At 67.1% G+C, this 23297-nt stretch carries 25 protein-coding genes; 16 read left to right on the forward strand and 9 right to left on the reverse strand.

Annotated elements, in window-relative coordinates; genetic code table 11:
- Positions 1–241 precede the first annotated feature (241 nt).
- The gene (locus tag NF876_RS07995; protein ID WP_262268277.1) at positions 242–619 is read left to right on the forward strand and encodes a hypothetical protein; all 378 of its coding nucleotides are present in this window, start codon (positions 242–244) and stop codon (positions 617–619) included.
- Positions 620–986: 367 nt separating this feature from the next.
- Here NF876_RS07995 and NF876_RS08000 read toward each other — a convergent pair whose 3' ends face one another.
- Together NF876_RS08000 and NF876_RS08005 are read right to left on the reverse strand one after the other, a co-directional pair.
- Positions 987–1622 carry a response regulator gene (locus tag NF876_RS08000; protein ID WP_262268278.1) on the reverse strand — a complete coding sequence of 212 codons (636 nt, stop codon included), beginning with the start codon at positions 1620–1622 and terminating at the stop codon, positions 987–989.
- The gene (locus NF876_RS08005; protein ID WP_262268279.1) at positions 1615–3030 is read right to left on the reverse strand and encodes a sensor histidine kinase; all 1416 of its coding nucleotides are present in this window, start codon (positions 3028–3030) and stop codon (positions 1615–1617) included. The genes NF876_RS08000 and NF876_RS08005 overlap by 8 nt, the downstream gene beginning before the upstream one ends.
- A 421-nt stretch (positions 3031–3451) precedes the next feature.
- Between NF876_RS08005 and NF876_RS08010 the strand changes: the two genes are divergently transcribed.
- Positions 3452–4225 carry a LuxR C-terminal-related transcriptional regulator gene (locus tag NF876_RS08010; RefSeq protein WP_262268280.1) on the forward strand — a complete coding sequence of 258 codons (774 nt, stop codon included), beginning with the start codon at positions 3452–3454 and terminating at the stop codon, positions 4223–4225.
- A 447-nt stretch (positions 4226–4672) separates the two neighbouring features.
- Here NF876_RS08010 and NF876_RS08015 read toward each other — a convergent pair whose 3' ends face one another.
- Positions 4673–4924, reverse strand: coding sequence for a hypothetical protein (locus tag NF876_RS08015; RefSeq protein WP_262268281.1), 252 nt, complete (start codon positions 4922–4924; stop codon positions 4673–4675).
- 192 nt (positions 4925–5116) lie between these two features.
- On the opposite strand from NF876_RS08015, the gene NF876_RS08020 reads away from it, so the two are divergent.
- The 6 genes from NF876_RS08020 to NF876_RS43120 all read left to right on the forward strand — a co-directional run bounded on the left by NF876_RS08020 (position 5117) and on the right by NF876_RS43120 (position 10308).
- The gene (locus NF876_RS08020; RefSeq protein ID WP_262268282.1) at positions 5117–5785 is read left to right on the forward strand and encodes a transglutaminase-like cysteine peptidase; all 669 of its coding nucleotides are present in this window, start codon (positions 5117–5119) and stop codon (positions 5783–5785) included.
- Between the two features lie 179 nt (positions 5786–5964).
- Complete coding sequence (locus NF876_RS08025) at positions 5965–6126, forward strand: hypothetical protein (RefSeq protein WP_262268283.1); 162 nt, start codon at positions 5965–5967, stop codon at positions 6124–6126.
- 290 nt (positions 6127–6416) lie between these two features.
- On the forward strand, positions 6417–6575 hold the full coding sequence (locus NF876_RS08030) for a hypothetical protein (protein ID WP_262268284.1): 159 nt from the start codon (positions 6417–6419) through the stop codon (positions 6573–6575).
- 776 nt (positions 6576–7351) lie between these two features.
- Positions 7352–8359: a sensor domain-containing diguanylate cyclase gene (locus NF876_RS08035; protein WP_262268285.1), complete on the forward strand. Its 1008-nt coding sequence runs from the start codon at positions 7352–7354 to the stop codon at positions 8357–8359.
- A gap of 275 nt (positions 8360–8634) precedes the next feature.
- On the forward strand, positions 8635–8946 hold the full coding sequence (locus NF876_RS08040) for a hypothetical protein (protein WP_262268286.1): 312 nt from the start codon (positions 8635–8637) through the stop codon (positions 8944–8946).
- Positions 8947–9099: 153 nt separating this feature from the next.
- Positions 9100–10308 carry a polysaccharide lyase family 7 protein gene (locus tag NF876_RS43120; protein ID WP_315975013.1) on the forward strand — a complete coding sequence of 403 codons (1209 nt, stop codon included), beginning with the start codon at positions 9100–9102 and terminating at the stop codon, positions 10306–10308.
- A gap of 226 nt (positions 10309–10534) precedes the next feature.
- On the opposite strand, the gene NF876_RS08055 is transcribed toward NF876_RS43120, so the two are convergent.
- Entirely contained in the window at positions 10535–10861 is a 327-nt protein-coding gene (locus NF876_RS08055; protein ID WP_262268287.1) for a hypothetical protein, read from the reverse strand.
- Between the two features lie 627 nt (positions 10862–11488).
- On the opposite strand from NF876_RS08055, the gene NF876_RS08060 reads away from it, so the two are divergent.
- The 5 genes from NF876_RS08060 (at position 11489) to NF876_RS08080 (ending at position 16884) form a co-directional block, all read left to right on the forward strand.
- Positions 11489–13294: a cache domain-containing protein gene (locus tag NF876_RS08060; RefSeq protein WP_262268288.1), complete on the forward strand. Its 1806-nt coding sequence runs from the start codon at positions 11489–11491 to the stop codon at positions 13292–13294.
- Between the two features lie 148 nt (positions 13295–13442).
- On the forward strand, positions 13443–14420 hold the full coding sequence (locus NF876_RS08065; protein ID WP_262268329.1) for an ABC transporter substrate-binding protein: 978 nt from the start codon (positions 13443–13445) through the stop codon (positions 14418–14420).
- 134 nt (positions 14421–14554) lie between these two features.
- Positions 14555–15286 (forward strand): Crp/Fnr family transcriptional regulator, encoded by a 732-nt coding sequence (locus tag NF876_RS08070; protein WP_262268289.1) that lies wholly within the window; start codon positions 14555–14557, stop codon positions 15284–15286.
- Positions 15287–15739: 453 nt separating this feature from the next.
- Positions 15740–16051, forward strand: coding sequence for a hypothetical protein (locus NF876_RS08075; RefSeq protein WP_262268290.1), 312 nt, complete (start codon positions 15740–15742; stop codon positions 16049–16051).
- Positions 16052–16533: 482 nt separating this feature from the next.
- Positions 16534–16884 (forward strand): STAS domain-containing protein, encoded by a 351-nt coding sequence (locus NF876_RS08080; RefSeq protein ID WP_262268291.1) that lies wholly within the window; start codon positions 16534–16536, stop codon positions 16882–16884.
- Between the two features lie 10 nt (positions 16885–16894).
- On the opposite strand, the gene NF876_RS08085 is transcribed toward NF876_RS08080, so the two are convergent.
- The gene (locus NF876_RS08085) at positions 16895–17140 is read right to left on the reverse strand and encodes a DUF6894 family protein (RefSeq protein WP_262268292.1); all 246 of its coding nucleotides are present in this window, start codon (positions 17138–17140) and stop codon (positions 16895–16897) included.
- Between the two features lie 244 nt (positions 17141–17384).
- Between NF876_RS08085 and NF876_RS08090 the strand changes: the two genes are divergently transcribed.
- Together NF876_RS08090 and NF876_RS08095 are read left to right on the forward strand one after the other, a co-directional pair.
- On the forward strand, positions 17385–17639 hold the full coding sequence (locus NF876_RS08090; protein WP_173949164.1) for a hypothetical protein: 255 nt from the start codon (positions 17385–17387) through the stop codon (positions 17637–17639).
- Between the two features lie 332 nt (positions 17640–17971).
- Positions 17972–18418, forward strand: coding sequence for a PilZ domain-containing protein (locus NF876_RS08095; protein ID WP_262268293.1), 447 nt, complete (start codon positions 17972–17974; stop codon positions 18416–18418).
- Between the two features lie 10 nt (positions 18419–18428).
- Here the strand turns inward: NF876_RS08095 and NF876_RS08100 are convergent, their stop codons facing one another.
- Together NF876_RS08100 and cobD are read right to left on the reverse strand one after the other, a co-directional pair.
- On the reverse strand, positions 18429–18680 hold the full coding sequence (locus NF876_RS08100; RefSeq protein ID WP_262268294.1) for a hypothetical protein: 252 nt from the start codon (positions 18678–18680) through the stop codon (positions 18429–18431).
- 443 nt (positions 18681–19123) lie between these two features.
- Entirely contained in the window at positions 19124–20122 is a 999-nt protein-coding gene (gene cobD, locus NF876_RS08105; RefSeq protein ID WP_262268295.1) for a threonine-phosphate decarboxylase CobD, read from the reverse strand.
- A gap of 23 nt (positions 20123–20145) precedes the next feature.
- On the opposite strand from cobD, the gene cbiB reads away from it, so the two are divergent.
- Positions 20146–21132 carry an adenosylcobinamide-phosphate synthase CbiB gene (cbiB, locus tag NF876_RS08110; RefSeq protein ID WP_262268296.1) on the forward strand — a complete coding sequence of 329 codons (987 nt, stop codon included), beginning with the start codon at positions 20146–20148 and terminating at the stop codon, positions 21130–21132.
- On the opposite strand, the gene NF876_RS08115 is transcribed toward cbiB, so the two are convergent.
- Positions 21119–22564 carry a cobyric acid synthase gene (locus NF876_RS08115; RefSeq protein WP_262268330.1) on the reverse strand — a complete coding sequence of 482 codons (1446 nt, stop codon included), beginning with the start codon at positions 22562–22564 and terminating at the stop codon, positions 21119–21121. The two genes, cbiB and NF876_RS08115, sit on opposite strands and share 14 nt — an antisense overlap.
- 12 nt (positions 22565–22576) lie before the next feature.
- Positions 22577–23182, reverse strand: a complete 606-nt coding sequence (gene cobO / locus NF876_RS08120; RefSeq protein WP_262268331.1) for a cob(I)yrinic acid a,c-diamide adenosyltransferase — start codon at positions 23180–23182, stop codon at positions 22577–22579.
- Positions 23183–23297: the final 115 nt, after the last annotated feature.

Raw genomic sequence — 23297 nt, forward strand, 5'->3', positions numbered from 1 at the left:
CGCATCGGATGAAGGGGTAACGAATCTTTAGTCATTGGTCCGAGACCATGACCGACTTGGGTCCAGTCGCCGCGGTCCAAGGACCAGGGACAGGGCTGGCCTAAGGTCCGACCCACCCTCGAAGGGATCGTCTGCGCGTCATCCTCATGGGTAGGATGAGGACGCGTTGGGATGGGACCCCACCCGAGAGGAAAAAACTCTGATTAGAGTTGCGCGCTCACTTACGGGACGCGTCGACACCATGCATGAGAACGGCTTCTTTCCGATCAAACATTTCAGCCGGCGCGTCCAGGAGAGCATCCTGGAGGCGTTCGATGGCCGCTGCCCGTCGACATCCGAGCTGGCGCAGCTGCCGGACGTCTTCCTGCTGACGCTTCCCGGGTTCGGGCCGAAGACGCTTCGGAAGATCCGGGCGCTGACCGCCGAGGGTTCCCCATCGCCGGGTCACGCACGGACCGGCGCCTTTCGGCCCCTGCGAACCGAGATCGACCGGCTCCGCCGGGAGCTGGGCGATCTGCGGGACGAGTTCGAGCACCGGCAGTACGATCTCAGACGCCGGCTCGACCTGATCTCGACCGAGATGGCGGGTCAGGGGCCGGCCTTCGAACGGAAGGCCTGAATCGATGGCGCGCCTCGTTCCGGCCGCCTGGAGCATTTTTCGGCGAAGTGGATCCGGTTCGCCGCTCAAAATGCGGCACGCCAAAGAAGAGAGATGATTCCACGCGAGTGGAAACAGCTCTCGAGCATCGGCCGCAAAAGTGGGAACCGGTTTTGCGTGAAAAGATGCTCCCAAACAAAAGCCTCAAACATCGGGCGCAAAAGTGGGAACCGGTTTCGCGTGAAAAGATGCTCCACAACAAAAGCTTGAAGCATCGGACGCGAAAAGTGGAATGCACTTTCGGGATCGATCCGATGCTCGACTCTTGGCTGGCGCATCGTTGATGGCGAAAAACCGGACCCGGTTTTTCGCACGATGCGCCGGCTCTTCAGGCCTCGCCCCATTCCCGTTTGGCGAGAAGCGCCGCCTCGACCCGATTGCGGACGTTGAGCTTCCTCAGGATGTTGCCGACGTGGAACTTGACGGTCTTTTCCGTCACGGCGAGCCTCTCGCTGATCTCGCGGTTGGTCAGTCCGGCGGACATGAGCCGCAGCGTGCGCTCCTCGCTCTCGGAGAGGGTCGCAAACGGCCTTGCTTCGGCCTGGATCCTGTTCGACAGCAGCCGGAGGGCCAGGTTCGGAGCGATGAAGGACCCGTCCGCCTTCACGGTTTTCACCGCATTGATCAGGTCCGGCGCGTTGATCCCCTTGAGAAGATAGCCGACGGCGCCGGCCTCGAGCGCCCGGGTGACGGCGTCGTCGTTCTCCGACGCCGTCAGCATGACGACCTGGGGTGAGGCCGGAAGATCGCTGATGGCGCGGGCGGCTTCGATTCCGCCTCCGGGCATCGAGATGTCGAGCAGGATCAGATCGGGCTTGTGCACCCGCGCCAGCTCGATCGCGTCCGCCGCGGACGCGCCCTCTCCGACGACTTCGATCGTGTCGTCGAGCATGAGCGCCCGGATCACCCCTGCCCGCAACATCGCATGGTCGTCCACCACCGCGACCCGCAACCTGTCAATCATTGTGCCCCTCGCCCGGATCGTGACGATCGCCCGCGATCGTGACGCTCATTTCAATTCTGGTTCCGCCGCCCGCGCGGCGTGTGAGGCGGAAGACGCCGCCGAGGCTCTCGACCCGGTCGCGCAGGCCGACGAGCCCCAGGCCGGGCTCGGGAGCCGCCGGGCCGTTCCCCGGGCCGCGTCCCTCGTCCTCGACGGCCAGGATCAACGCGTCTCCGTTCAGCCGGCACGAGACGGCCTGACCGTGGCCGCCCGCATGCCGGAAGGCATTGTTGAGGCCCTCCTGCAGGAAGCGATAGGCGCAGATCTTGAGGGCATGCGCGAGAGGACGCGAAACGTCATCGCAATCGACCGCCACGCCGGTGCCGGTGCGCAGCTCATGATGGGAGACCACCCGCTTCACGACCTCCGGAAGCGGCAGGCGCTCGATGTCCGGCAGCATCAGGCCCTTCGACGTGGTCCGGATCTCGCGAAGAGCGTCCGAGAGCACCGATTCCAGCGCCTGGAGCTCTTCCTCCCGGCTGTCCGGCGTCCTGGCCCTCCGGACATGCTCGACCGCGAGCGCCGCCAGCCCGATCAGCTGAGCGGGCCCGTCATGCAGTTCGGCGCCGATCCGGCGCAGATAGTTCTCCGTCAGCTCCGCGACCCGGCCCGAGGCGCGCTCGGCCCGTTCCTTGAGAACCTGGTTGTGCCGGGAGGATTGCTCGATGTCGATCAGGCGCGCGCGCAGCTGGCGCTGCTGCGACAGGATGAGCCTGTTGCCCCGGTACACGATCCCGAACAGACCGAGCATGATGAGGGCGGTCGCGCACGCGACGGCAACCCAGCTCTTGAGCCGCAGCCACCGCAGCTCACGGTCGAGACCGAGGGGGTTTTCATGGATCTCCGCCACCGCGATGACGCGGCCGGAATGGTGCTCGCGGATCGGAACGTAGATTTCGAGATACTTGGTGTTCCATCCCCGAACCGTATGCTCGCTCGCATCGAGGTTCGCGTATTGGGCGGAAATGTCGCCCTTCAATGCGGTCGTCAGCCCGTCGGGCGGCGCGAATTGCCGCCCGATCAGCTCCGGGGTCGTCGAATAGGCGACGCCGCCGCCCTCCTTCCAGATCTCGAGATGCGGGAACCGCTGCCTGAAGAGATCGCCCCCGAGTAGGCGATCCAGTTCGCCTCTCCGGGAATCCGGCAGGACCGCCTCGGCCGCCAGCGGCTGGGCGAGCGGCGAGATGAAGCTGTCCATCAGGAGCGCGGTGGCCGACGCGGTATTCTCGATCGTCGTTCGCGTGGCATGCTCCGACACGAACAGGCCGGCCGCGATCATGGCCACGAACATGATGACCCCGCCCGTCACCACGAACTGGCGCGTCAGGCTCACCGTCGACGGGGCATCGCTCCCCCGCCTGATCCACATTGTCGACGCCAACTCGGACACGACCGCCCCATCCCCAAGACGTAGGAGCTTAGCAGGCACGGTATGACTTGCAATCGACCTCGCGCCGGCAATAATCGAGACTTTGGTCCAGATCTGACCGCCACCCCTCGAAATCATCGGCAGATAAATCACAACAAGATGAATGCCGCGTCCGGCTCCAGGCATGGAAGAGATCGTCGCCTTCAAGGTCCGTCGCTTCATATCCCAACCGATCCCGTGGGGCGGCGTCTTCGCGCGAGCGCTCCGGCGGGACCTACCCCTATGGGAGTACGTCTTCCTGAACCGCCCCTAGCCCGTTCGGTCCCGGGACTCCCCTCACGCCGGTCGCTACGTTTCGAGGGCGCGCATCCAGGACCACGCGGCCCATCCGGTCGTCCAGGCTGCGCGCGGGGGGTTTTCAATGTCGTTCGTTTCGCTCGCCTTGGTCGACGATCACCCGATCGTCATCGAGGGTCTTACGCATGTGCTCGGATCACAGGGTCTATTCGACGTCGTGGCGACAGGCTCCACGGCCCGCGACGCGATCGGCATTGCGGAGCGCCTTCGGCCCGCCCTGATGATCCTGGATCTGCCGAAGCAGGGAAGCACCGCCGCCACGATCGCCGAGATCCGATCGAAGCATCCGGGCATCGGGATTCTCGTGTTCACGGCGGACCTCGGCGTGGAACGGGCCATCGACGCCTTCGCCGCCGGGGCGAGAGGCTACGTCTCGAAATCCTGCTCGCTGGAGGAGCTCTCCCGCGCGGCGACGGCCGTGGCCAACGGCGACACCTATGTGTCCCCGACGCTCGCGGCTTCGGTCAACGCCGCGCTCCGAAGCGCCTCCGGGGTCAAGAGCGCCTCCGGCGGAGCCAAGAGCGCCGTGCCGGCTCCCGCGCTGAATGCCCGCGAACACCAGATCGTCCGGCTTCTGCTCGACGGCAAGACCAACCGGGAGATCGCCGGCGGCCTGGGCATCACCGAGAGGACCGTCAAGCATTACATGACCGTGCTGATGCAGAAGCTCAATGTCAGGAACCGCGTCGAGGCTGTGATCGCCGCCCAGAATCTCGGCCGCGACACGGCCGAGCGGTCGAAGTCCGGGGCAAGCGACGTCCCTGCCTGGAACCGCTCGTCCGCGCCCGGCCGCCGGTCGGGCTTCCATGACGCGTTGTCCCTGGAGCGCTTCTCCTAGCGCATAGGACGTGTGATCGAACTCAAGCCCGATGCTTCGAGCTTTTGTTGTGGAGCATCGTGCGGATGGGGCGTTAGCCCCCCGGTCTATCGCCGGCCCATGGACCCTCCCCGTCATCACCGGGTCATACATCCTCCACGTCATCACCGGCCTCGTGCCGGTGATCCCGATACGAGAGGCGCCGCGCTTCTCCGTATCGGGATGGCCGGGACGAGCCCGGCCATGACGTGGGAAAGGTCACGCCACGGCGATGGTCACCCTCTCCACGTCATCACCGGCCTTGTGCCGGTGATCCCGCTTCTGAGAGGCGCCGGGCTCAAGACAAGCGGGATGGCCGGGACGAGCCCGGCCATGACGCGGAGGGTGGGAGTGAGGGTGAGGTGCGGGCGTGAGCACTCGTTGCGACTGTGGTCCTGGCAGCGGGACAAGGACGAAGCCATCGCCCCGTCAGCGGTCTTGATCCAGCCGGGTCCGGATCCGGTCCAGCAGGTCCTCGTCGGAGGCCGTCCGCTCCCAGTCCCCGGGCAGTTCGAGCCTGACGGACTGCGCGCCGCCGGAAGGGGTGCAAACCACCTGGAACGCGTCGGCTTTCCCGTCGACACGCGCGGCCTCCTCCTTCTCCGGATCCTTGCCGAGACCTGAAAAGGCCTGGATGCAGGTCCACGTGATGCCATCGGGGTCGGTGACTTCGCGAGGCATGGCGCCGTCCGCTCCTGGTTTGCCGTCGAGCCTCGACAACGGTGGATGCGCGATAACGTTCCGGCCGGCCGGCCGGCCGCGCAGCGGCCCCGATGCGGCCCGTTAACCTTTGCTTAACTTTCGCCTTGAGCGCCGCCGGCGCGCCGTGTCAGGTTTGATGAACAAATCCTTAACGGCATTTCGGTGGGGGCAATGCGGCGACCTCTCTTCGAGCTTCTGAGCGTTCGGCCATTGTCCAGGCATGCGATCCGGTTCGCCGCCGTCTGCGTCGCTCTGACCGTCGCGGCCGCTTCCGCCGAGGCGCAGACGCAGACCGGAAGCATCCTGCCGACCGTCACGCAGCCGGTCGCCAAGGTGGGAGCCGCCAAGCCGATCATGGGCTGGGTGCGCTTCTGCGAGCAAAACCCGTCCGAATGCGCGGTCGACCCGTCCGAGCCCGCCACCATCGAGCTGACCGCGAAGACCTGGCAGATTCTCAACCGGGTCAACCAGCAGGTCAACGCGACGATCAAGGCCAGGACCGATTCCGACCATTGGGGCATCGAGGACGTCTGGGACTTCGCCGAGGACGGCTACGGCGATTGCGAGGATTACCAGCTCGTCAAGCGCAAGCGCCTCGTCGAGGCCGGCTTCCCGCACCGGGCCCTGCGGATGACGGTCGTCATCGACGAGGACGGCGCCGGCCACGCGGTCATGATGGCGCGCACCGACCGCGGGGACTTCATCCTCGACAACAAGCGCAACGCCATCCTGCCGTGGCACAAGACCGGCTATACCTACATCAAGCGCGAGGGCGACGAGGGCCTGGCGTGGGCCTCCCTCGGTGGCCGGACCTCACCGACCGTGACGGCGAACCAATAGAAGGATCGAACCCGCATCCGTCCGTCGGCGCCCGCGGCCCCGCGCATCGCGCCGCCTCCTGCGGGGGCGTTCCATTGAGCTCGCTCCATTGACTTGCCTCCGGCAGAGTTCCAGAGTCCCCGGCCGGCGCTGCGACCGTGCCGACCGCCCGGGCGATCCGTCAGCCGATGGAGATTCCGTTGATCACTGGACGCCCATGGTACGATCTGCCCATCGTCATCGTCCTTGGGCTGGTGATCGGGCTCGCGTTCGGTGAGTTCGCCAAGTTCCTTTCGGCTCAGCCGCAATCCACGGCCGCCCCCGCGGCGCACCAGAGGGCGCGCCCTTCCGCGACGCCCTAGAGTCTCGGACGTGAAAAGTGGACACCACTTTTGGGATTCATCCGAGGCTCCTTCTCTTGACCGGCGCATCGGATCAGGCGGACCCAGCGGGCCGCGCAAGCGACCCGAAGGGCCACGCTAATGACCCGAAGGGCCGCGCAAGCGAATACCGGGCCCACTTTTCGCTGACGCGGCCCTCTGGGTCCGTCCGATGCGCTAGCCCGGGCGACCTCCCTGTCTACCCCTTTCGGGCGATCGGCAATACCGTTGCGGCATGCTACTGACGCGGAGTCGGCCTGCGGGATGCGTCCATGTCCACGAAACACAGCGAGAATGCCGGAACCAACTGGCGCGAGTTCAGGCTCATCATCGTCCTCGGAACATTGATCGGGATCACGTTCGGCTTCGTGACGCATGCCCTCAAGCCCGAACCGGTCATCGTGGTGGCGAAGTCGAAGTCGCGGCCGTAGAGCCTCGGACGTGAAAAGTGGATCCGGTTCGCCGTTAAACCGGCGCCGACACCCTCCACCTGTCACGGACGACCGGTCATCACCCGCCCCTCGCCGGCCATCCCGATGCGGAAAAGCGCCGCGCCTCAAACAATCGGGATCACCGGCACAAGGCCGGTGATGACGTGGAGAGGGTCAGGATCCGCAGACTCAGGCGGCTAGAGCATCGGACGGGACAAGTGGACCCAGGTTTGGGATCGGATCCAATGCTCCATACACGAAAAATTCCGCAAACGGACAGCTTTTGTTCAGAACTGTCGTGGACCCGACAGACACGGGAGCAAGAGGCGGCTACAACGAGGCAACCGGCCTAGATTTGCCCCTACGGGTCGGAACTTGGAGCGCCCTGGAACGACGGGCGCTCTCCTTTTGTGAAGCCCCGTTGAAAAGCCCCCGCCCATTCGCCGCCGCTGAGCCGCCATGACGGCCACGGAAGCGCGCTTCACAGAATCGTCCCACAAACTCCGAAGCGAAGCCGCATTCCGGTCAAGGTTAATTTTTAGTTAACGGGCTCCCGTAGGGGCAAATACGGGCCGGGGCCGCGCCTGACTCTCCTCAACGGGACCAGGCGCGGCTAATTTTCCCGCCGCCGGCCAGCGGTGCGCCACGACGTCGACAGGATCGTCGTCTCATCGGACCTCGCGACAATGGCGGCGCGTGGGCGATGGCGCCTTCGCGGCAACTGCGATATGGAAGCCTCTCTCGGTTTCCCCTTGTTGCCGGACTGGAATTCCAACGTGTTTGCCGTGCCTCCCGAGCCCTCCAATGAAGCAGAGCGGCTCGACTTTCTCTATTCCTGCGGAATTCTCGATACGCCGCGCGAGGAACGGTTCGACCGGATCACGCGGCTGGCGGCCCAGTTCTACGGGGCCGATGTGGCATTCCTCGGATTCATGGACGACCGATACCAGTGGATGAAATCCGTGCGCGGAGATGGCGTCGCGCCCTGGATCGAGCGGGACCGGTCGATCTGCCAGCTCGTGATCGCCTCCGGCGAGCCCTTGGTGATCGGCGACCTCGCGACGGATCCGCGCCTTGCCGGCCATCCGGTCGTTCCGCAGCTCCCCTTCCGGTTCTATGCCGGGGTTCCCCTCACGACCGAGAACGGCGCCGCCGTCGCGTCGCTCTGCATTCTCAAGCGGGAGCCGGAGGCGGCAGAAGCCTTCGACCTGGCGCCCCTGGGAGATCTCGGCTCCATCGCCATGGACGAGCTCGAGCTGTGGCGGCGCAACCAGGAGCTGGAGCGCCTGGCGGAGACGGACGGCCTCACGGGACTGGCCAACCGCCGCGCCTTCGATGCCGCCCTCGATCGCGCCTGGCGCCGGCGTCAGCGGACCGGACGCCCCGTGTCGCTGCTGATGCTCGATCTCGATCATTTCAAGCGGCTGAACGACTGCCGGGGCCACCAGGCCGGGGACGAGACGCTCCGGCGCTTCGCCGGCCTTCTGGCGGAGGCTGCCCGCCGGCCCGACGACCTGGCGGCGCGGTACGGCGGCGAGGAATTCGCCCTGATCCTGCCCGACACCGACGAGTCCGGGGCCCTGGAGGTCGCGCGGCTGATCCGGGAAAGGCTCGCCTCGGCCGCACTCCCGCACCCGGGCGGGATCAACGGCGTCGTGACCGCCAGCATCGGGGTCGCGTCGGCAGGGCCGGACCATCCGGACGGCGCCGACACCCTCGTGGCGCGGGCCGACGCGGCGCTGTACCGGGCCAAGCGGACGGGACGCGACCGGGCGGTGGCCTAGCGCATCGGACGGACGAAAGCGGGCCACGCGAGTGGCCCGAACGATGCGCCGCTCAAGGAAGTGAGCATCGGATCCGCTGTCGAGCGCCCCGTGCAAGGGGCGGTATCTGGGGCGGTCCCTGGGGCGATCCATGGAGCAGCCCATGCGGGGCGACATCGGGGCAGTGCCTCCGACGGGGTAGTGCCTATCCTTTTTTTCTCTTGCATGGCCTGAACGCGCGCCGCCGCGAGCCGTTTGCTCACCAGGTCATCATCGTTCAACTGCGTGAGTTCGGAATGCGTTTGTTGTCGCTTGCAGTGTTCACCGTCACCGCCCTCGTGTCTCTGGATGCCTCCTCCGAGCCGGGAAACTGGGCTTCCACCCCCGAAGGCAAGGCGCGGTGGGACGCCTGCTACCGGGAAACGAGGCTCAACTACAAAACCTACAATTTCTCGCTCGCCGATTACCGGCAGTCGATCAAGGCCGCCCGCCAGTCCCACATGAGGGAGTGCATGACCCGTGCGACTCCCCCGGCTCCCGTGCAGCTGGCCGTGCCGACCGACCGGAACCCGGAGACGGCTCTGTCCAGCTGGGCGCGCAACCCATAGCCGGTTCGAGACATCGTGCGGCCCGGCGCCGTTGCCGGGTCCGGCCGATGATCGGGGTCGTTCCGCCGTCCCGGTAACCATCCCGGACGGAAAGACAGGCTGGAGACATCCTGATGCCATAAGCTGCGGGCTTTCGGCATCGGTATTGTTTCCATGGCACTCGACCCCAAGACGGCTCCCGGCCAAAACTTCGATCTCTCCGACTGGAAGATCGGCCTTCCCGTCGACGGCAGCGGCGGCTTCAAGGGCACCTCGCGGGAGGTGAAGAATCTCTCCTCTTACGAACATTCGAAATATTTCTACACCGGCCCCGACGGGGCGATGACGTTCGTGGCCCCGGTCGAGGGCGCCACGACGAAAGGCTCCAAGTTCGCCCGGTCCGAGTTGCGCGAGATGATCGGTTCCGAGCGTGCCGCATGGAGGCTTTCGAAAGGCGGCGTCATGACCGCCACGCTGACGGTCGATCATGCGCCGACCAAGTTCGACGGAACGCCCGGACGGATCGTCGTCGGGCAGATCCACGGCCAGGACGAAGAACTGGTCCGTCTCAACTGGGAGAACGGCCGGGTCTATTTCGTCAATGATCAGGCGGGCCCGAAGAACAGCGAAACCAAGTTCTACTTTCACAATGCCGCGGGCAAGCAGCCGCAGGTGTCGCTCAACGAACGCTTCTCCTACTCGATCAGCGCGAAGGGCGATCAGCTCGTCGTCACCGTCAAGGCCGACGGCCAGACCTACAAGTCGGTCAGCAAGATCAACAGCGTGTGGCAGTCCGACACCTTCTACTTCAAGGCCGGCGCCTATCTGGGCGTGAACGAGACGCAAGGGACCGGGTACGGACAGACCTCGTTCTACGCCCTGTCGGTCTCGCACAAGGCCATGGCGAAAGCGAGCCTGCAGAAGGCCGCCGTCGCGACGATCAAGGGCGGTTCCGGGAACGACACTCTGCACGGGAAAGCGGGCAACGACACGCTCTCCGGCGGACCGGGCAACGACGTTCTGTCCGGCGGCGCCGGAAAGGACGTCTTCGTGTTCGACTCGAAACCGGGGACATCCGCGGCGGGTCGCGCGGTCAATGTGGACACGATCACGGACTTCAAGCCGGGCCAGGACAGGATCTGGCTCGACAACAAGATTTTCAGCAAGCTCGGCAACGGCACGCTCTCGCAACCCGCGCAACTGAAGGAAGCGTTCTTCGCCCTCGGCTCCCAGGCGAAGGACAGGAACGACCACGTTCTCTACGACAGGAGCTCGGGCGCCCTGTCCTACGACGCCGATGCATCCGGATCCGGGGCGCCGATCGAGTTCGCCCGGGTGAAGCCGGGAACGGCTCTGACCCATCACGATCTGTTCGTGGTTTGACGTCGGCACGGCCGCCGTCCTCGTCCGACAGGCCGGACGGGATCATGCCCGAGGTCCCATGACGGGAGGGTGGTGCGAGCCGGGTGTCTCATCCGCCGACGTCATCACCGGGCTTGTCCCGGTGATCCCGATACGAGGGGCGCCGCTCACCGGATCGGGATGGCCGGCACGAGGCGGGTGATGACCGGCCGGCCATGACGTGTGGAGGGTGTCCGGGCCGGCCCGGTCAATCGCGGGTGGCGGCCATGTCCTTCGCGCTCCCGGCCCCCTCGAGGCGAAGCCTGCGCTCCAGATCCTCGACCTGCCGGGCGATGGCATTGAGGTTCGACCGGACCACGAACAGATCCGACGCGGTGACTCCCGCCGGGCCGATCGGCTCGACCGGGTCGAGTCTGGGCTCCTGCTTCCGAGCCCCCTTGGCCGACCGCGTACCTCCGATCATCCAGCGCCAGACGGCCCGAACGAGCCCTACGAGCAGCAGGACCAGCGCCACGCCGACAGCCAGCACAATGCCGAGCGTCACGGCGGAGCCGAGTTGATCGCTCCCGTCCATCATCATCCCCCAACCCCAGTTCCCTGCCATCCCTAGAACATCGGACCCGAAAGTGGAATGCACTTTCGGGATCGCATCCGATGCTCAAGCCTTTGAGCGGCGCACCGTCCGGCGCTCCTCTTGCCGAAGAGCGGATCGGCCGCCGCCTCCGGGCGTCGCGAGCGAGGCTATACTTTTGACGTACGTAAGAGCCGCAGAATTTGGCTTGCCCGAAACGGGGAGCGTGAATAACCTCCCCCAACAAGAAAAAGGGCCGCACGAATGCGGCCCGAAGTTTAGGGAGGAAACGCCCAAGAAGGGCGCGCAGGACGGTAACGCCAATCACCGTGCTGCATTGCAATAAAGTACTTTGTGCACGAAAAAGCAGCAAGCACAAAAGGGCAGCTCGGCTGCCTTTCTCTTTTTTGTGTAGCGCGCCTGCAACAGTGGTGGCTCGCCGTCGCGACGGCCGCGGGAGAACAAACCACTGGCGGGATGCCCGGCCCGGCTTCATAATCCAGGGCATGCGACCATGACGGGTCGAGGGCTCTCGATGATCGCCTTGCCTTCCGTGTCGACGCACCGCACGCGCCCCGCCCTCGCCCGGCCTGCCCGTTTCCGGCGGGACCGGCCGAGGCGCAGCCGGCCATGACAGGGCGCCGCCTCCGGTTCAGCGGGCTGTTCCAAAAATACTTCCTCGTGCTGTATCTCGCCGTGGTCATTCCCCTGGCGTCCAATGGCGTCAGCGAGGCCTGGTTCAGCTATCGCGATCAACGGGCGACCCTCGACCAGCTGCTCGCGGTCGAGGCGCGATCGGCGGCCGTCAAGATCCAGGGGTTTCTCGAGGGCATCACCAACCAGCTCGGGGGCCTCGTCCAGCTCTCCTGGACGGAGGAACCCGACGAGCAGCGGCGGATCGATGCCCTGCGCCTGATGCGGCAGGTGCCGGCCATCGTCAGCCTCACCCTGGTGGACGGCGCCGGGCGCGAGCGGCTCTATGTCTCGCGCATCGGACTGAACCGGACCGAGAGCCGCGCGAACCGCACGGAGAACGAGGCCGTCGCCGGAGCCCGGTCCACCCGCCTGTGGTACGGACCGGTCCGCTACTACCGCGATTCCGAGCCGTACCTGACGGTCGCCATGTCGGGCAACCGCGCGTCCGTCGGGGTGGTCGTCGCCGAGGTGAACCTGAAGCTGATCTGGGACGTGATCTCGGCCATCAAGGTCGGCAGGACGGGCACCGCGTTCCTGCTCGACGGGCCGGGCCGGCTCATCGCCCACCCGGACATCAGCCTCGTGCTGCGCGGAGCCGACGAGGCCACCCTGGCGCCGTTCCGGGCGCTCCGGGATCTGATCGGGCAGGCCGGAACGGACGTCGTCACGGGCACGGACGGCCAGGGGAAGGCGATCGCCGCCGCGGCCGCTCCCGTGCCCGGGCCCGACTGGACGATCGTCGTCGAGCAGCCCCTGTCCGAGGCGTTCGGGCCCATCTATGCCGCCCTGTGGCGGACCGGCGGCCTTCTGCTCGCCGGCGCCGCCTTCGCGGGCCTCCTGGCCTATGTGCTGGCGAGCCGGATGACCGACCCGATCCGGCGGCTCGAGGAGGGCACCGAGCGGATCGGCGCCGGCCATTTCGAGCATCGCATCCATATCGGGACGGGCGACGAGCTCCAGCGGCTGGCGGACAGCTTCAACATCATGGCGGCGGAGCTCGCCGTCTCCCAGGAGCGGCAGGAGCGGATCGCCAAGCTGAAGCGGTTCCTGGCGCCCCAGGTCGCCGAGCTCGTCGACCGCAAGGGAGACGACAGCGTGCTCGAGGGACGGCGCACCGAGGTGGTGGTGGTGTTCTGCGATCTGCGCGGGTTCACGGCGTTCTCGGCGAAGGCGACGCCCGACGAGGTGATGAACGTGCTGTCGGAATATTACGATGCCCTCGGGCAGATCATCACGAGAAACGCCGCGACGCTGACGAGCTTTTCGGGGGACGGCCTGATGCTGCTTCTGAATGCACCCGTGCCGATCGACGACCCCGCCCTCCGGGCCGTCGACATGGCGGCGGACATGCAGCGCAGCGTCCAGGACCTCATCGTCGGCTGGAGCGGGCGCGGCCATCGGATCGGCTTCGGAATCGGGTTGGCCATGGGGCCCGCGACCGTCGGGCGGATCGGGTACGAAAGCCGGTTCGACTACACGGCCATCGGCAGCGTCGTGAACCTCGCCGCGCGCCTGTGCGCCTCGGCGGCCGACGGGGAGATCCTCGCGGATGTGGCCGTCGCCGAGGCCGTGACGGACAAGCGCGCGATCGCGTCGCTGGGGCTGCGCTCGATCAAGGGCTACGACGAGAAGATGCCCGTCTATGGGGTGCCCTTCGCACAGCCGCCCGCCTGCCCCGAGCCCGTTGCAGGCAGCCCGGACGCCGCCACGCGGCCCATGCCCCGTGACGCGATAGGCTGACATTCCGGCCGGTTTCGGGACGCGAGCAATGCGGCTATCATGAGGCCGGGTTGTGGGGCCCCTGGACGCATCGAGGTGACGCGCGATGGCCGTTCGAAGCAGAGACCCCATGATCGTTCGCGGCCTCGCGCGCACGGATACCGGCCCGATGAGGCGCCGCGACTTCATCTCCGGGCTCGGCGCGGCCACGCTGGCGCGTCCCGTCCGCGCCCAGCCTCTCGCGATTCCCCTGATCGGATATCTCGGCCCGGAATCGCCCGAACCCTTCGCCAGCCGCCTCAAGGCGTTCCGCGAAGGCCTCGGCGAGACCGGATATTCAGAGAGCCGCAACGTCGCCATCGAGTATCGCTGGGCGCAGGGGCAGTACAAGCTCCTGCCGGCTCTCGCGGCCGACCTGGCGGCGCGCAAGCCCGCGGTCATCGTCGCGGCCGGGGGCGCTCCGGCCGCCTTGGCGGCGAAATCGGCCACCGGCACGATCACCATCGTGTTCGAGATGGGCGGCGACCCGGTCGCGCTGGGCGTCGTGGACAGCCTGTCCCGGCCCGGGGGCAATCTCACGGGCGTGTCGAGCCTGAGCGTGGAAGTCTCGCGCAAGCGGCTCGAATTCATGCGCGAGCTGCTGCCGGACGAGACCGTGTTCGCCGTTGCCGTCAACCCCACGAGCCCGACGGCCGATTCCCAGCTGAAGAACCTCCATGCGGCGGCCGACGCCCTCGGCGTACGGCTTCATGTTCTGAGCACCAGCGACGAAGCCGAGTTCGAAGGCCTGTTCTCGACGGTCGCCGGGCTCGATGCCGGCGGTCTGGTGTTCACGTCCGATCCCTACTTCGCGTTCCGCAGCCAGCGCCTCGCCGCGCTGGCGACCCGCTATCGCGTGCCCGCGATCACGCAGTCCCGCGACTTCCCGAACGCGGGCGGGCTGATGAGCTACGGCGGAGACTTCACCCAGTCGCACCGCCGCACCGGCATCTATGCCGGGCGGATTCTCAACGGGGAGAAACCGGCCGATCTTCCCGTTCAGCTCGTCACGAAAGTCGAGCTGTTCGTGAATCTGAAGGCCGCCGGCGCTCTCGGCATCGCCGTGCCGCCGACGCTTCTCAGCAGCGCCGACGTGGTGATCGAATGAGATCGCGCGCCGCCCTGCGGGCGGCGATGCCCGCGCGGTTCCCGCATCGCGGCCGCGGACCCGCTGGGTCCGTCCGATGCGCTGGACCATCCAGTGTGGTAGAATGAAGCCTGTTCAGAACAGGACCGTCCCCCGTGACGCAGGTTCGTATGGACAGCCCTCACCGATCCAATCGGCTCCTGGCCGCTCTGGACGACGAGGATTTCGCGTATCTGGAGCCGCATTTCGAATTCGTGGATTGTCAGCGCGGCGACGTGATCTACGAGCCGGGCCAGGCGATCCAGTATACCTACTTCCCTCACAGCGCGGTGGTGTCTCTCGTGACCGTCATGATCGACGGCAAGTCGGCCGAGATGGCCACGTTCGGGTGCGAATCCCTTTTCGGTTTCGTCAGCGCCTTCGTGTCCCGCAACTCGTTCGGACGCTATATCGTCCAGATCCCCGGAACGGCATCCCGGATCGACCTGGACCTGATGCACGATGCCTTCAAGACCCGGCCCAACGTTCAGCAGCTCATCCTGCGGTTCACCGAGGCCCTGCTGGCGCAGACGCTCCAGAGCGTCGCCTGCAACGCCACGCACGGCGTCGAGGCGCGATGCTGCCGCTGGATTCTCAGCACGCGCGACCGGTGGGGCTCGGACGAACTGCCCCTGACGCACGAGTTTCTCGCGGAGATGCTGGGGGTCCAGCGCTCGACCGTGAGCGCCGTCACGCGGAGCCTCCACGAGGCCGGGCTCATCAACCAGAGCAGAGGCAGCATCACCATCCTGGATCGCCGCGGCCTCGAAGAGACGGCCTGCGAGTGCTACGAGATCATCCGGGGCAAATTCTCCCAGCTCCTGCCCGTGTGGAAACAGGATCGATGACCATGGTGTTGACATGCCGGGCGCCCGCCACAGGTAAGACAGCCTGTGACGTCCCAGCCATCGAGCCTTGATGTGGTAAAGCGAACGCTCCCGCGCACTGCCCTGCCGGCCCATCTCATCGACAAGGGCCTGATCGCTGCGGCCCTGACGGCGGCCGTCACGGCCCTCCTCCTGTGCTCCCAACTCCCTTAGCGCATCCAAATCAATGCTCGTATCGTTGAGCGGCGCATCGGTGCATGCGACCGTCCTTGGGTTTCGGCGCCCATGGTTTCGCCATGGCGTGAGATCGCTCTTCCGACGTTCGTCGCCGCTCAACGGCCCGCGCTGCAATCGTCCCGACGACGATGGAGCAAAAGTGTGACCACTTTTGCCCTGCCCGTGTCGTGAGACACCTGGGATGGCAGTCGGCTATACTCCGCCCATGAGCCGATCCTCACACCGTGAGCCTCGCCGATGCGCTATTTCACTTTCGCCATGCTGGCCTGCACCGTCCTGGCTTCGGGCAGCGTCTCCGCGCAGGACCGGCGCTGGGCATCGTCTCCCGAGGGGAAAGCCCGGTGGAACGCCTGCTACAAGGAAACGCGGCTGATCTTCCGGACACGGAACCTGTCGCTGCCCGATTACCGGGCCGAGATCAAGGATGCCCGCAAGGCTCACATGCAGGTCTGCATGACCCGAGCCACGCCTCCCGCACCCGTGACCGTGGCGACGCCGCTCGGTCAGAACCCGGAAAGCGCCCTGGCGAGTTGGGCCAGCAGCCCGTAAGCCCGGGCCACCTCCCATCCTTCCGTTCCCATCAGCGCATCGTGCGGACGAAAGCGGGTCCGCCCCGAACGATGCGCCGCTTCAAGATGGGAGCATCGGACCATCGGGCTGGCCGTCTCTCCCCTCCCCCTCATCACCGGGCTCGTCCCGGCGATCCCGCTTGTCTGACGCGCTGAGCCCGAAGCAATCGGGATGGCCGGCACAAGGCCGGCCATGGCGTGTGGAAGGTATCATCACCCGCTCATGCCACCCTCTCACGTCATCACCGGGCTTGTCCCGGTGATCCCGGCCGGAAGACTGCCGAGCGCATCGTGCGGACGAAAGCGAGCCACGCTCGCGACCCGTACGACGCGCCAGCCAAGAGTGGAGCATCGGGTCCGGCCTCAAACATGCGTCCACTTTTCACGTCCTATGCTCCAGGATCGAAATCTGAGATCGTGCGTTGATCTACGCCGCTTGGAGTAATCCTGAAGGGGGAGCGCATGAACATCGAGCTGGCTGCGCAGGACGCGGGAACAGCCCTGGTCAACATCGAAGGCCGCCTGGACGCCGCCGCGGCGCCGAGCTTCAAACAGCAGATCTCATCGGCGATCGCCGGCGGCAATGTCAGGCTCGCCCTGCATCTGGCCCATGTCTCGTTCATGGACAGCACCGGTCTCGGCGCCCTGGTCGCCGCCCTGAAGGCGGCCCGGAAAGCCGACGGCGACATCGGGATCGTGGCGCCCAGCAGCCAGGTTCAGAAGCTGTTCCGGCTGACCGCGATGGACCGGGTGTTCAGGATCTTCGAAACGCACGACGAGGCGCTGCGTCAGCTCAAGCCGGATTCCCGGTGAGGGTCGAGAATTACTCGTCGGACGTCGACGTCGCGTCCATCCAGGGGATGATGAGAACGGGGCGGAGATCCTCCCCGACGATCTCGATCATGATCTCGCTGCTGTAATGCGGCGACATGCCGGCCCAGCTCTTCAGAAGCCTCTCGGCCACTCTCGCGGCCTCGCTCCTGGCGGCCGCGATGTCCGGCAACTCGACGCCACTCGGATCCTCATCGATGCCGAAATGGCTCCTGACATCAATGTAATAGCGGGGCATTACGCATCCCCTCGAGAACGCTGAAAGCCATGGGGCTGAACCCCATTCTGGTATTCACCTATGTTAATTGACAATCTGAAGCGTTGAAATTCCCCCTGAATCCCCGCTCACTATTCCGGACAGGCCTCATCATTTATGAAACCATCCGACAGCACTTCGATGGCATAGTCTTTCTTTGTCACGGCCGGCGAACCGAATGCGAGCCGCACAGTTGCCAATACTCTGCCACCCTTCAGGACCTCCGATGCTCTTACCCTGGATGAAACTCGCGACGGATACCACGATGCTGGCCTTCGAGGCCCAGATGGTGATCTGGACCCGCGTGTCCCGTGCCGCCATGGGCCAAGGCTCGCACGCGGAAAACCTCCTGATGGTCACCGAGAAGGTCACCGCCTTCGCGGAGGCGGCGGCGACGCTCGCGGCGGGGGGCTCGCCCCACAAGGTCGTGAAGGGATACCGCCGGAAGGTCCGGGCCAACGTGAAGCGCCTGAAGCGCTAGAGCATCGGACCATCGGGATGGCCGTCTCTCCCCTCCACGTCATCACCGGGCTCGTCCCGGTGATCTCGATGCGAGAGGCGCGGCGCTTCAAGCAATCGGGATGGCCGGCACAAGGCCGGCCATGACGTGGGAAGGCATGACGTGGGAAGGGTGGTGCGAACCGAACGACGCGCCGCTCAAGGAAGGGGGCATCGGGCGCTCTCGCGGCCACCGACCGCGAGCCCGGGAACCGTTCGCCCCGGTTGAACGATCTTAAGCCTATCTGCGGGATTTCTATTCTGCATCGATCGATCGGTGCTATTTTCGGCAGAAGTGCGTCGAAAGGTTCATACATGCGAGATCGTCGCCAGAGCGAGCGTCTCCCCTCGATCCTGGAGGGAAGGATCGTCCTCGGCCGGGAAGCGCCTCACCTTCAATGCACGCTGCGGGACATCTCTTCGACGGGAGCCCGGATCTGGCTTCCGGCCGCGATCGAACTCCCGCAGCAGTTCGAACTGCTCATTCCCGCCCTCGAGCAGACCATGCCGGTTCAGCTCATGTGGTCGAATGGCAAGACCCACGGGGTCATGTTCCAGGCGGACCTTCAGGGGCTGTCGGACAGTTCGGACGACGCGCCGGACGACGTCCAGCCGCCGGAGCCTCCCTCCGCCCTCGCGGGCGTTCCGAAGGGTCTGATCGCCCTGACGGAGAGCGTTCTTGCGGACGCCCGCCAACAGCTGGCCGAAATCCTTGAGATGCCGGCCGAGAAGATCCGGCTGCGCCTCGACATCGACCCGTGACCCTGGCCCGTCAGCCTACCAGTCTCACGAGGCGGTTCCGGACCTCGGAAATCCCGGCCAGCACCACGGCGCCGAAGGCCGTCGCGGCGAAGAGCTCCCCGAAGATGTGGACCACCGCGCTCTGCTCCGGAAGGTTGTCGAGGATCACGTGGTGGACCTGATGGATTGTCGCCATGCCGATCCCGAGAAACGCCCCGACCGAAGCCAGTCCAGGCGTGTTCCAGGCCCTGAGCATCTTCCTCTCGATATGACCGGACGACATCGAACCGCAGCTCCTGCCGAACGTGATCGGACTTGTGCGGCCACGACCGCACCGACTTGCGACACCGACTTGCGACACTCGCTTGGGCCACCGCCCGGAATACGGACACCGACCGGACCGGCGGGAGCCAAAGCCAAGCCTGAGCGAACAATAACATTCCTGCCGAAATCTCGACAGGGGTTCCGAAGCTGCTTTCGAAAACTTGGCAATACCGGTCGCGCAAGTAAGCTTGACCATTGGAATTACGTATATTCCACTATTTCTTTTCGAGCCCGCCCGAGGCTATAAAATGAACCCATTGATGCGGGGCAATTCACAACAACAGTCACCAAAGATATTTTTCCAAGACTACCGTGCCTGGGGGGCTAAGCACGGGCTCGAGCCGCGGTTCGATCGAAAGATCGGACGCGGCTTTTTCTTTGTCTCGGATTCAACTGGGCTTCTCAGACAAAGCTGGCGAACGCGGCTTCGAGACGCCGCCAAGCCTCGTCGCAGCCCGGCAGGCCGAAGCGGAGAAGGCGCGGGTCGAACGGGAACCGTCGGACCCAGATGCCGTGCCGTCCGAGATGCGCGAACAGGTCCGGGGCGCGTCCGCCGCTCATGAGCCGGTAGAGGACCGTCCCGGCCAGCGGCTGCTCGGAGCGGGGTTCGAGGAGCGCATCGAGGCGGCGGGCATCCCGGCCCCGTGCCTCCCGGGCAACCAGCCGCCATGGACGATCCCGCAGCGCCCGCCGTCCGACCTCCATGGCCGGGCCCGAAACCGACCAGGGTCCCAGCACCCGCCGCAGCGTCCCGGCCGCATCGCCGGCCGCGACCGCGAAGCCGAGCCTCACGCCGGCGAGCCCATAGGTCTTGCCGAAGGAGCGCAGGACGACCGCGTTGTCCGGGAGCACCGGGACGAGCGTCTCGCCGGCGGCGAAATCCGCGAAGGCCTCGTCGACCACGAGCCAGCCGCCACGCGCCCGCAGGCGCTCGGCCTGGTCGAGCAGGAGCGCCCGGGACAGCAGGCGGCCGTCGGGATTGTTGGGGTTCACCACGACGAGGACATCCGCCTCTCCGGCCCGGTCGGGCGAGGCGACTTCCATGACGTCATGCCCGGCCCCGCGCCAGGCCCGGGCATGCTCGGCATAGGTCGGCCCGAGAATGGCGACGCGCGACCGGGCGCGCAGGGCCGGCAACAGGCCGATGAGAACCTGCGTTCCCGGCGCGGCCACCACCATGGCGGCATCGGGCGCGCCATAGGCTTCGGCGGCGGCGGCCTCGAGATCCCGGTGATCGGCGGGCGCGGGCAGCCGCTCGAACAGACGGGCTGGCAAGGGCGGCACCGGATAGGCTATGGGGTTGATCCCCGTCGACAGGTCGATCCACGGGTCGGGCGCGTCCGGAAAGAGCCGCCGGGCCACGTCCAGATCGCCCCCATGCCAGATCCCCGCGTCACTCATCCGCTTCACCCACCGATCGCCCCATGATCCTCTCCGACAGCCTCGTCACCTTGAGCCTCGCCCTCGCGGCCGAGGCGGCGTTCGGCTATCCCTCCCGCCTTTACACGCGGATCGGCCATCCCGTCACCTGGATCGGGCATCTGATCAAGGGGCTCGACCGGGGGCTGAACCGGGAGGGCCGGTCGTTCGGCCGCCGCCGCGCCGCGGGCGTTCTCGCCCTGCTGCTGCTCCTGGCCGTCACGGGAGCCGCCGCGTGGATGCTCCAAGCGGCTCTTCTGCCGCTCGGCCCCATCGGCCTTGCGATCCTGGCCCTTCTCTCCGGCACGCTGATCGCCCAGCGCAGCCTGCACGAGCATGTGGCGGCGGTCTCGGCGGGTCTGCGCGAGAGCGGCCTCGACGGGGGCCGCCGGGCGGTCGCGATGATCGTCGGGCGCAACCCGCAGAGCCTGGACGAGGCGGGGGTCGCCCGCGCGGCCATCGAGAGCCTGGCCGAGAACTTCTCCGACGGCATCGTGGCGCCGGCCTTCTGGCTCGGCCTCGGCGGGCTGCCCGGCGCCGCCCTCTACAAGGCGACCAATACCGCCGACAGCATGATCGGCCACCGGACGCCCCGGCACGAGGCCTTCGGCTGGGCGGCCGCCCGGTTCGACGATCTCGTGAACCTGCCCGCCTCGCGCCTGACGGCCCTGCTCGTGATCGCGGCGGCCGCCCTCCATCCCGGCGCGTCGGCCCGGAAGGCCTGGCAGGCCGTCCGGCGCGACGCCGCCCATCACCGCTCGCCCAATGCCGGCTGGCCGGAGGCCGCCATGGCCGGGGCCCTGGGCCTGCGCCTCGCGGGCCCCCGGGTGTATGGCGACGTGCGGGTCGAGGACCGCTGGATGGGCGACGGGCGCGCCGAGGCCCGGGCGGAGGACGTCGACCGGGCCCTCGCCCTCTACCGCACCGCCTGCGCGCTCCTGTTCGGTCTCGCCGTGGTAATGGCCCTCGCTGCCCGGTTCATCGCGCGCTGAGGGCGAGGAGCCGGTCGCAGTCGAGATGGGTCTCCAGGTGGTCGGCGAAGCGGTCGAGGATGTCGTCCACGAGGGGCTCATAGGCGAGATCGCTCGGCTCGGCCCCGAGCAGGGCGAGCCACCGCGCCCGCTGGCGGTCATCCGCGAACAGGCCGTGGACATACGTTCCGGTCACGAGGCCGTCCGCCGAGACGGCGCCGTCCGGCCGCCCGCCCGCCAGCCGGGCGAAGGGGCGCGACGCCGCATCCGGGCCCGCCGTCTCGCCCAGATGCATCTCGTAGCCCGCGAGCGGCGCGTCGTCGGCGAGCGTGGCTCCGGTCACCGCCTCGAGCCGCTTGGTCGCGGTGAGCGTGGTCGCCACGTCCAGAAGGCCCAGCCCCTCGACCGCGCGGCCCGCCTCGCCCTCGATGCCGAAGGGATCCTCGATGCGCCGGCCGAGCATCTGGTAGCCGCCGCACAGGCCCAGCACCCGCCCGCCCCGCCGCACATGCGCCTTGAGATCGACGTCCCAGCCCTGCTGACGGATGAACAGCAGGTCGTCGATGGTGGTCTTCGAGCCGGGCAGCAGGACGAGCGCGGCCTCCGCGGGCAGCGGGCGTCCGGGCTCGACCAGTACCACCTCGACCCCGGGCTCCTCGCGCAGGGGATCGAGGTCGTCGAAATTGGAGATCCAGGGCGTCACCGGGACGGCGATCGCCACCGCGCCCTTCCGCCCCTCGCGCCGCAGGCCGAGGCCGTCCTCGGCGGGCAGGCGCGCGGCGTCGGGAAAATGCGGCACGAGGCCGAGCGCCGGCCAGCCGGTGCGCCCGGCCACGAAGTCCATGCCGCTTTCGAACAGGGACGGGTCGCCCCGGAAGCGGTTGACCACGAAGCCGCGGATCATCGCAGCATCCGCCTCGTCGAGCACCGCCCGGGTGCCCACGAGGCTCGCGATCACGCCGCCCCGGTCGATGTCGCCCACGAGCACCACCGGCACGCCGGCCGCGCGGGCGAAGCCCATATTGGCGATGTCGCCGGCCCTCAGGTTCACCTCGGAGGCCGAGCCCGCGCCCTCGACCAGGACGAGTTCGGCCTCGGCCGAGAGCCGCCCGAAGCTGTCGAGGACGGCCGCCATGAGGCGGGGCTTCCAGGACTGGTACTCCCGCGCCCGGGCGCTGCCGACCACGCGGCCCTGCACCACCACCTGCGAGCCGGTCTCGCTCTGGGGCTTGAGCAGGACCGGGTTCATGTGGACGCTCGGCGCCACGCCGGCGGCGCGCGCCTGCAGGGCCTGGGCGCGGCCGATCTCGCCGCCGTCGGCCGTGACGGCGGCGTTGTTCGACATGTTCTGCGGCTTGAACGGCCGGACCGTCAGGCCCCGGCGCGCGAAGACCCGGCACAGGCCCGCCACCAGGAGGGACTTGCCCACGTTGGAGCCGGTGCCCTGCACCATGAGCGCGCGCATCTAGAACTCGACGCCTTCCTGCGCCTTCACGCCGGCCGCGAAGTGGTGCTTCACCAGGGTCATCTCGGTGACGAGGTCGGCCGCCTCGATGAGCTCAGGCTTCGCGTTGCGCCCGGTGACGACCACGTGAAGACCGGGCCGGCGCCGCGTCAGGGTTTCGACCACCTCGGCCGGATCCAGGTACTCGTAGCGCAGCGCGATGTTGAGCTCGTCGAGCACCAGGAGGCGGAGGTCCGGACGGGTCATCAGGTCCTTCGCCTTGTCCCAGGCGCGCGCCGCCGCGGCCACGTCGCGGGAGCGGTCCTGGGTCTCCCAGGTGAAGCCCTCGCCCATGGTGTGCCATTCGACCTGGTCGGAGAACCGGTCGAGGGCCAGGCGCTCCCCGGTCTCCCAGGCGCCCTTGATGAACTGCACCACCCCCACCCGGAAACCGCGCCCGAGCGCCCGCAGCATGAGCCCGAAGGCCGCCGTCGACTTGCCCTTGCCGGGACCGGTATGGACGATCAGGAGCCCCTTCTCGACCGTCTTCGAGGCCACCTCCCGGTCCTGGACCTCCTTGCGCTTGATCATCTTGGCGCGGTGGCGCGCCTCGTCGTCCTTGCTCATCCCGATGTCCTGGGTCATCCCGATCCCGCCTTCGCCCGAGTGGGCCGCACCATGAACAGGCTCAGGCGCGATTTCAAGGCCGGCCGATCCGCAACGCTCAGGCTTGAAAGATGCC

It is taken from the genome of Microvirga yunnanensis, assembly GCF_025460875.1.

Coding starts and splice junctions, on each gene's coding strand:
- NF876_RS07995 (WP_262268277.1), top strand. CDS start 242: ATGCATGAGAACGGCTTCTTTCCGATCAAACATTTCAGCCGGCGCGTC.
- NF876_RS08000 (WP_262268278.1), bottom strand. CDS start 1,622: ATGATTGACAGGTTGCGGGTCGCGGTGGTGGACGACCATGCGATGTTG.
- NF876_RS08005 (WP_262268279.1), bottom strand. CDS start 3,030: ATGTGGATCAGGCGGGGGAGCGATGCCCCGTCGACGGTGAGCCTGACG.
- NF876_RS08010 (WP_262268280.1), top strand. CDS start 3,452: ATGTCGTTCGTTTCGCTCGCCTTGGTCGACGATCACCCGATCGTCATC.
- NF876_RS08015 (WP_262268281.1), bottom strand. CDS start 4,924: ATGCCTCGCGAAGTCACCGACCCCGATGGCATCACGTGGACCTGCATC.
- NF876_RS08020 (WP_262268282.1), top strand. CDS start 5,117: ATGCGGCGACCTCTCTTCGAGCTTCTGAGCGTTCGGCCATTGTCCAGG.
- NF876_RS08030 (WP_262268284.1), top strand. CDS start 6,417: ATGTCCACGAAACACAGCGAGAATGCCGGAACCAACTGGCGCGAGTTC.
- NF876_RS08040 (WP_262268286.1), top strand. CDS start 8,635: ATGCGTTTGTTGTCGCTTGCAGTGTTCACCGTCACCGCCCTCGTGTCT.
- NF876_RS43120 (WP_315975013.1), top strand. CDS start 9,100: ATGGCACTCGACCCCAAGACGGCTCCCGGCCAAAACTTCGATCTCTCC.
- NF876_RS08055 (WP_262268287.1), bottom strand. CDS start 10,861: ATGGACGGGAGCGATCAACTCGGCTCCGCCGTGACGCTCGGCATTGTG.
- NF876_RS08060 (WP_262268288.1), top strand. CDS start 11,489: ATGACAGGGCGCCGCCTCCGGTTCAGCGGGCTGTTCCAAAAATACTTC.
- NF876_RS08065 (WP_262268329.1), top strand. CDS start 13,443: ATGAGGCGCCGCGACTTCATCTCCGGGCTCGGCGCGGCCACGCTGGCG.
- NF876_RS08075 (WP_262268290.1), top strand. CDS start 15,740: ATGCGCTATTTCACTTTCGCCATGCTGGCCTGCACCGTCCTGGCTTCG.
- NF876_RS08080 (WP_262268291.1), top strand. CDS start 16,534: ATGAACATCGAGCTGGCTGCGCAGGACGCGGGAACAGCCCTGGTCAAC.
- NF876_RS08085 (WP_262268292.1), bottom strand. CDS start 17,140: ATGCCCCGCTATTACATTGATGTCAGGAGCCATTTCGGCATCGATGAG.
- NF876_RS08090 (WP_173949164.1), top strand. CDS start 17,385: ATGCTCTTACCCTGGATGAAACTCGCGACGGATACCACGATGCTGGCC.
- NF876_RS08095 (WP_262268293.1), top strand. CDS start 17,972: ATGCGAGATCGTCGCCAGAGCGAGCGTCTCCCCTCGATCCTGGAGGGA.
- NF876_RS08100 (WP_262268294.1), bottom strand. CDS start 18,680: ATGTCGTCCGGTCATATCGAGAGGAAGATGCTCAGGGCCTGGAACACG.
- cobD (WP_262268295.1), bottom strand. CDS start 20,122: ATGAGTGACGCGGGGATCTGGCATGGGGGCGATCTGGACGTGGCCCGG.
- cbiB (WP_262268296.1), top strand. CDS start 20,146: ATGATCCTCTCCGACAGCCTCGTCACCTTGAGCCTCGCCCTCGCGGCC.
- NF876_RS08115 (WP_262268330.1), bottom strand. CDS start 22,564: ATGGTGCAGGGCACCGGCTCCAACGTGGGCAAGTCCCTCCTGGTGGCG.
- cobO (WP_262268331.1), bottom strand. CDS start 23,182: ATGAGCAAGGACGACGAGGCGCGCCACCGCGCCAAGATGATCAAGCGC.